Annotated in this window: 7 protein-coding genes; 5 read left to right on the forward strand and 2 right to left on the reverse strand. The window is 62.5% G+C overall.

The window, feature by feature from the left end; genetic code table 11:
* Positions 1-33 precede the first annotated feature (33 nt).
* From Q0601_RS15490 to Q0601_RS15505, 4 genes are read left to right on the forward strand one after another with little or no spacing between them, the layout of a single operon-like run.
* Positions 34-1,956, forward strand: a complete 1,923-nt coding sequence (locus Q0601_RS15490; protein WP_305290764.1) for an acetyl-CoA carboxylase biotin carboxylase subunit — start codon at positions 34-36, stop codon at positions 1,954-1,956.
* A complete protein-coding gene (locus tag Q0601_RS15495) occupies positions 1,953-2,618 on the forward strand; it encodes a glutathione S-transferase family protein (protein ID WP_305290765.1) in 666 nt (221 codons plus the stop codon). The genes Q0601_RS15490 and Q0601_RS15495 overlap by 4 nt, the downstream gene beginning before the upstream one ends.
* The gene (locus Q0601_RS15500; protein ID WP_305290766.1) at positions 2,611-3,474 is read left to right on the forward strand and encodes a hydroxymethylglutaryl-CoA lyase; all 864 of its coding nucleotides are present in this window, start codon (positions 2,611-2,613) and stop codon (positions 3,472-3,474) included. The genes Q0601_RS15495 and Q0601_RS15500 overlap by 8 nt, the downstream gene beginning before the upstream one ends.
* The gene (locus Q0601_RS15505) at positions 3,467-4,249 is read left to right on the forward strand and encodes a crotonase/enoyl-CoA hydratase family protein (RefSeq protein WP_305290767.1); all 783 of its coding nucleotides are present in this window, start codon (positions 3,467-3,469) and stop codon (positions 4,247-4,249) included. The genes Q0601_RS15500 and Q0601_RS15505 overlap by 8 nt, the downstream gene beginning before the upstream one ends.
* Here Q0601_RS15505 and Q0601_RS15510 read toward each other — a convergent pair.
* Positions 4,206-5,048: a DUF817 domain-containing protein gene (locus Q0601_RS15510; RefSeq protein WP_370656147.1), complete on the reverse strand. Its 843-nt coding sequence runs from the start codon at positions 5,046-5,048 to the stop codon at positions 4,206-4,208. The two genes, Q0601_RS15505 and Q0601_RS15510, sit on opposite strands and share 44 nt — an antisense overlap.
* A gap of 77 nt (positions 5,049-5,125) precedes the next feature.
* Positions 5,126-6,421, reverse strand: coding sequence for a serine hydroxymethyltransferase (gene glyA / locus Q0601_RS15515; protein ID WP_305290769.1), 1,296 nt, complete (start codon positions 6,419-6,421; stop codon positions 5,126-5,128).
* Between the two features lie 177 nt (positions 6,422-6,598).
* Here glyA and Q0601_RS15520 point away from each other — a divergent pair, with 177 nt between their 5' ends.
* On the forward strand, positions 6,599-7,360 hold the full coding sequence (locus Q0601_RS15520) for an NAD kinase (RefSeq protein WP_305290771.1): 762 nt from the start codon (positions 6,599-6,601) through the stop codon (positions 7,358-7,360).
* Positions 7,361-7,542: the final 182 nt, after the last annotated feature.

Below are 7,542 nucleotides of genomic sequence, written 5' to 3' on the forward strand. Positions count from 1 at the left end.
CCCCGGCTCTGGTGCCGCTTTGGAGGACCAGCCATGTTCCATAAGATCCTGATTGCCAATCGCGGTGAAATCGCATGCCGGGTCATCGATTCATGCCGTCGGATGGGGGTGGCGACCGTGGCGGTCTATTCCGATGCCGACCGGGCCGCGCGCCATGTTGCCATGGCCGATGAGGCAGTGCATCTGGGCGGTCCGTCCCCCGCCGACAGTTATCTGCACGGCGATGCGATCATCAAGGCGGCCAAGGCGACTGGCGCGCAGGCGATCCATCCCGGATATGGCTTCCTGTCAGAGAATCCCGATTTCGTCGATGCGGTCGAGGATGCGGGACTGGTATTTATCGGTCCGTCGGCGCGGGCGATCCGGGCCATGGGGCTGAAGGATGCGGCCAAGGCATTGATGGAAACAGCCGGAGTGCCGGTCGTGCCGGGGTATCACGGCGCGGAACAGGATCCCTTGCATCTTGCGCAGATGGCCGGGCAGATCGGTTATCCCGTCCTGATCAAGGCCGTGGCCGGCGGTGGCGGCAAGGGGATGCGCCGGGTCGATGACCCGAAGGATTTCGCTGATGCGCTTGCTTCGGCGCAGTCCGAGGCACGCAATGCCTTCGGGAATCCTGACGTGCTGATCGAGAAATATATCCTCCGGCCGCGCCATATCGAGTTGCAGATCTTCGGGGACGGGCATCGCGCCGTGCATCTGTTCGAGCGTGACTGCTCGTTGCAACGCCGCCATCAGAAGGTGATCGAAGAGGCTCCGGCCCCCGGCATGACGCCCGAAATGCGGAAGGTCATGGGAGCCTCGGCGGTTCGCGCGGCCGAGGCGATCGGCTACAAGGGTGCGGGAACGATTGAATTCATTGTGGACGGTTCGGACGGGCTGCGCCCTGACGGATTCTGGTTCATGGAGATGAACACGCGCCTTCAGGTCGAGCATCCCGTGACCGAGGCGATCACCGGAGTCGATCTTGTCGAATGGCAGTTGCGCGTCGCCAGCGGCGAGCCCTTGCCCGCGAAGCAGGAAGAATTGTCGATCACCGGCCATGCTTTCGAGGCGCGGCTTTATGCCGAGGACGTGCCGGCGGGTTTCCTTCCCGCGACCGGGCGGCTTGCGCATCTGCGTTTTCCCGAAGGTGTCCGGATCGAGACCGGGGTGCGGCAGGGTGATAGTATCAGCCCGTGGTACGATCCGATGATCGCCAAGATCGTCACTCATGGGCCGACCCGTGCGGTAGCCTTGCGGGCTCTGGAAGCGGGGCTGGTCGATACCGAGGTTGCGGGTTCCGTCACCAATCTGGATTTTCTTATTGCATTGACGCGGCATGACGGTTTTGCGTCGGGTGAGGTGGATACCGGCCTGATCGAGCGTGATCTGGACGCTTTGGTGACTGCTGCCGAACCGGATCCCCGGACCCGTGCCCTTGGCGTGGTCGGGCTTTCAGGTCTGGCCGATCCTGCGGTCAAGGGAGGAATGACGCTTTGGCAGCCCCTGCGCCGGACCGTGACCTGGGATGGCGGCGAGGCGGTGATCGAGGTGCATGGCCCCGGTGCCGCCCGGGTGACGGTTGATGAAACGGCCCATGAAGTGCGCTGGCAAGGGGATCGCTGGTGGGTGGATGGCAGCCTGCGCCGAAACCGGATTGTGACTCATGACGCCGGCATCAGCGTATTCGGCGGGCGCACGGTTCATCTGACGCCGCTTGATCCTCTGGCGCGGGATTCGGCCGCGGCGGGTGTCGAGGTGACGCTTGCTCCGATGCCGGGGCTGGTGAAATCGGTTCATGTCCAAGCCGGGCAGACGGTGAAGGCGGGCGACCGTCTGGCCGTGCTAGAGGCGATGAAAATGGAGCATAGCCTGACCGCCTGGCGGGACGGTGTGATTGCGGAAGTCATGACGCAGGCCGGTGATCAGGTAGAGGCCGGCGCACCGCTGATACGGCTGGAGGAGGAGGCATGAGTGACCGGATCGTATTGTGGCATGTTCCTTTGTCACGATCGATGCGCGTGCGCTGGCTGCTGGAAGAGATCGGCTGTCGCTACGAACTGCGCGAGATTTCCTTTTTCGATAAATCCATGCGGCAGCCACCCTATAGCGATGTTCACCCGTTGGGGCGCGTTCCAGCGCTTGAAATTGACGGCACGATCCTGCGCGAATCCGGCGCCTGCATCGAATATCTCTGCGAGACGCGCGGGCCGGAACTGGGATATGCGCCTGGCGCGGATGGGCGTGCCGATTGGCTGAACTGGCTGCATTTCGCGGAAACGCTGGGCCAGCATCTTGCCAATCTGACCCAGCATCATATCGTCCTGCGCGAGGCGCATATGCGTTCGCCGACGGTCATGAAGCTTGAGGCGGCGCGGCTTTCCCGTGCGCTGGGCAGTGTTGAAAAGGTGGTGGCTGACCGGGAATGGCTGATGGCCGCAGGTTTCTCGGGCGTCGATTGCGCTGTGGGATATGCGGTCTATATCGCATCCCGCTTCGTGCGCTTCGACGACCGTCCTGCCCTGAATGCCTATCTCGGGCGTTGCGCTGCCCGACCCGCTTTTGCCGCGACTTTGCCCGCGCCGGGAGATCAGGTGATTTACGCCCGCAAATTCTATGAGGTTCCCGATGCCTGAGACAGTTGAAATCTTCGAGATGGGCCCGCGGGACGGGTTGCAGAACGAAAAGCGCCAGATCCCGGCATCGGAAAAGATCGCGCTGGTCGATCTGCTGTCCGGCGCAGGTTTCCGGCGGATCGAGGTGACCAGCTTCGTCAGCCCGAAATGGGTGCCGCAACTGGCCGATGCCGCCGAGGTCATGGCGGGAATCACCCGCGTGCCGGGGGTCAGCTATGGGGTGCTGACACCGAATATGAAGGGCTATGACGGCGCAAGGGCTGCGCGTGCCAGTGAAGTGGCGGTTTTCGCCAGTGCTTCGGAAGGTTTCAGCAAGGCGAATCTGAACGCCACGGTTGCCGAGTCGCTTGAGCGTTTCGTCCCCGTTACCGAAGCGGCGCGGCGCGACGGGATTCCGGTTCGCGGTTATATCAGCGTCGTGACCGATTGCCCTTTTGACGGTCCGACGCCTCCGGCCTCGGTTGCCCGTGTCGCGGCGGTGTTGAGGGATATGGGATGCTACGAGATCAGCCTTGGCGATACGATCGGGCAGGGCCGTCCCGAAACCGTGGACTCGATGCTGGCTGCAGTGCTGGACGAAATTCCCCCGGAACAGCTTGCTGGCCATTATCACGATACGGCAGGGCGGGCGCTTCAGAATATCGACGCTTCGCTGGCGCGCGGGCTGCGCGTTTTCGATGCGGCGGTCGGGGGGCTGGGCGGCTGCCCCTATGCGCCGGGCGCCAAGGGCAATGTGGCGACGGAAAAAGTGGCGCTGCATCTTGCGGGACAGGGCTATGCCACCGGGTTGGACATGGATGTGATCGGCAAGGCGGCTGCGATGGCCCGATCGATGCGAGGAGAAAAAGATGTTTGAGACGATACGGATCGACACCGATGCACGCGGCGTGGCGACGTTGTGGCTGGCGCGTGCCGACAAGCATAATGCCTTATCGCAGCAGATGCAGGAGGAACTGACGAAGGCAGCAGCGCAGCTTGCCTCTGATCCCGCCGTCAGGGTGGTGGTGCTGGCCGGCGAGGGCGCAAGCTTCTGCGCCGGCGGCGATCTGGGGTGGATGCGGCAGCAGATCGCCGCAGATGCCGCCAGCAGACGGGCAGGGGCAAGGGGGCTTGCCGCGATGTTGTCGGCCCTGAATCTTTTGCCCAAACCCCTGATCGCGCGGGTGCATGGCAACGCATTTGGCGGGGGGATCGGGATGATGTCGGTCTGCGACATCGCCATCGCCTCCGATACCGCGAAATTCGGATTGACCGAGGTCAAACTTGGCATGATTCCAGCGACCATCGGTCCCTATGTTCTGGCCCGGATGGGCGAGGATCGGGCGCGGCGGGTGTTTTTTTCGGGACGCATCTTTGATGCGGAAGAGGCCATGAGCCTGAACCTAATCGCCCGGCATGTCGCGCCTGACGATCTGGATGCGGCGGTCGAGGCCGAGATCGCGCCGTTTCTGCTGGGCGCGCCGGGGGCGATTGCTGTGGCCAAGGCGCAATGCCGTTTTCTTGGCCCGAAAATCACCCAGGCCGAGATCGAGGACAGCATCGACCGGCTGGTTGCCGTCTGGGAAACCGATGAGGCCCCCGAGGGGATCAGTGCCTTTTTCGAGAAACGTAAACCGGGCTGGCAGAACTGATCCCGTCCGGCGGTGCGGGCAGATCGGCCATTTGCGGACCATCTTCCGGCCGGGCAGGCGCGTCGCCGCGGATCGCATCGCGGGCGGCAATGGTTACGGTGACAAAGCTGACATACAGCAGCAGATACCACGAGCCGATCTTGGCGAATGAAACATGATCCAGAACCGATTGACCGGCATAAATCCATGTGCCGGTCAGGGTTCCGATATTTTCTGCAAGCCACAGGAACAGACTGGTCAGGAATGCCGCCAGCGGCAGCGGCATCCAGTACCAGCGGCCCGGACGAAACCAGATCCGGGTGCGGCCGAAGATCAGGATCGTTGCCGCGAACAGGACCAGCCGGATGTCGGGCAGAAAATGATGCGCGAAGAAATTGACATAGATGGCGACGGCAAGGATCACGGTCACGACAAAGGGCGGATATGGCGCGAAACGCATATCGAAGATGCGGATTACCCGCGCCATATAGGAGCCGACCGAGGCATACATGAAGCCCGAAAACAGCGGCACCCCGTAAAGCTTGAAGAAGCCGGGCTCGGGATAGGCCCATGACCCGGTATTGACCTTAAACAGTTCCATCGCCGTGCCGGTCAGGTGGAACAACAGGATCACCCGCGCTTCGGCCGGGGTTTCCAGCCGGAAGATCAGGAATGCCGCCTGTGTCAGCAGGGCAAAGACGAATAATGCGTCATAGCGTTGTATCGCCCATTCCGGTGACCAGATCGCGCGGGTGACGAAAATCGCCAGCAGCATGAGCCCGCCGAACAGGCAGGCCCATCCCTGTTTGAGCACGAACATGACGAACTCTGCCATCCATTGGGGCAGATACCGCCGCGCCCGGTCCCCTAATGCGCGTTCAAGCCGCCGGGTTGATCTCACAGATCGGGATAAAGCGGGAAACGCGCGCAAAGCTCGGCCACCTCGGCCCGAACCTTGTCTTCGATGGCGGCGTTGTTTTCTTCGCCATTCGCGGCAAGCCCGTCAACGACTTCCACGATCCAGCGGGCGATCTGGCGGAATTCCTCTTCGCCAAAGCCGCGGGTCGTACCCGCCGGTGCGCCAAGACGAATGCCCGAGGTGACAAAGGGTTTCTCGGGGTCGAAAGGCACGCCGTTCTTGTTGCAGGTGATATGCGCACGGCCAAGCGCGGCCTCGGTCGCCTTGCCGGTCACGCCCTTTGGCCGCAGATCGGCGAGGCAAAGATGATTGTCGGTGCCACCCGAGACGATGTCGATGCCGCCCTTCATCAATTCATCCGCCATGGCGCGGGCATTGGCGACGACCTGTGCGGCGTAATCCTTGAATCCGGGTTGCAGCGCCTCGCGCAATGCGACGGCCTTTGCCGCGATCACATGCATCAGCGGGCCGCCCTGCAGACCGGGGAAGACGGCCGAGTTGATTTTTTTCGCGATACCCTCGTCATTGGTCAGGATCATCCCGCCACGCGGACCGCGCAGGGATTTATGGGTGGTCGTGGTGACGACATGGGCATGCGGCAGGGGCGAGGGATGCTGGCCACCCGCGACCAGACCGGCGATATGCGCCATGTCCACCATCAGATAAGCGCCGACCTCATCCGCGATCTTGCGGAAGGCGGCCCAGTCCCAGACGCGGCTATAGGCCGTGCCACCGGCAAGGATCAGCTTGGGCTTGTTCTGGCGCGCGGATTCGGCGATCGCGTCCATATCCAGCAGCTGATCCTGCTCGCGCACGCCGTAACTCACGACATTGAACCACTTGCCCGACATATTGACCGGCGAACCGTGCGTCAGGTGGCCACCCGAATTCAGATCAAGCCCCATGAAAGTATCGCCCGGCTGCAAAAGCGCCAGAAATACCGCCTGATTCATTTGGCTGCCGCTATTGGGCTGAACATTGGCGAATTCGCAATCGAACAGCTCTTTGGCCCGCTCGATGGCGCGGGTTTCGACGATATCGACATATTGGCAACCACCGTAATAGCGTTTGCCCGGATAACCTTCCGCATATTTGTTGGTCAGGACGGTTCCCTGTGCCTCCAGCACCGCCTTGGAGACGATGTTTTCCGACGCGATCAGTTCGATCTCGTCACGCTGACGGCCCAGTTCCTTGTCGATCGCGCTGGCGATCTCGGGGTCGCGGCTGGTCAGCGTTTCGGTGAAAAATCCATTGTCGCGAAGAGATGCATTCATCGGTCGCGCGTCCTTTCTGGCAAAGCTGCGGCGGAATGGCGATGTCTTAGCGTAAGCCCGTGCAGCTTGAAAGCAGCAAAACGACAGCTTTGGTCCCGAGTGCGGCGTGAAGGAGGGCTTGCGTTCGACTCGATCAGCACCGATGCTGCGCGGCAAGAAAGACAGGCTTGCAGAAAAATGACGCCCAGGATTCACTTCACCGCCAGTCAGACCGATGTCGCGCAATCGGCGCTGATCGCCTTGTCGGCCCGTTATGGCTGTGCGCCGGCCGATAGCGCGGAACTGGTCGTGGCGCTTGGCGGAGACGGGTTCATGCTGCAGACCCTGCATGCGATGCAGGGACGCGATCTGCCGGTTTACGGGATGAACCGCGGCACGGTCGGCTTCCTGATGAACGCCTATTCCGAGGATGACCTGCCCGTCAGGCTGGCCGAGGCCGAAGAGACCGTCATCAATCCCTTGAGGATGAGCGCGACCTGCCGGGACGGTTCTCTGCACGAAGCGCTTGCCATCAACGAAGTCAGCCTTCTGCGCGAAGGACCACAGGCCGCGAAGCTGCGCATCCATGTGGACGGCAAACTGCGCATGGAAGAACTGGTCTGCGACGGAGCTCTGGTATCGACCCCGGCGGGATCCACCGCATATAATTATTCGGCCCATGGCCCGATCCTGCCCATTGATTCAGAGGTGCTTGCCCTTACGGCAATCGCCCCGTTCCGCCCCCGTCGCTGGCGTGGTGCGTTGCTGCCAAAGGCGGCGCAGGTCGAAATCGAGGTGCTGAACCCGGACCGTCGCCCGGTCATGGCCGATGCTGATTCGGACGCAGTCCGGCATGTAACGCGGGTGCATGTTCACAGCGCTGCCGATATCTCGCACCGTCTGTTGTTCGATCTGGGGCATGGGCTGGAAGAACGGCTGATCCGCGAACAATTCGTTTAGCGGCGCAAGACCCTTCTCAGCTTTGCGCCGACAGCGACATCTTGTCGGCGCATCGCTATTGCTTCTTCTTTGTCCAAATACCTCGGGGGTGGGGGGGGGGCGCCCCCCCCCCGGGGGGTCGCGCCCGGGGAGAGGGGGCCCCCCCCCCCCCGGCGCGGCCCCCGCCCACCCGGGGGGGGGGG

The organism is Paracoccus wurundjeri (assembly GCF_030678915.1).
Taxonomy (GTDB): Bacteria; Pseudomonadota; Alphaproteobacteria; order Rhodobacterales; family Rhodobacteraceae; genus Paracoccus; species Paracoccus onubensis_A.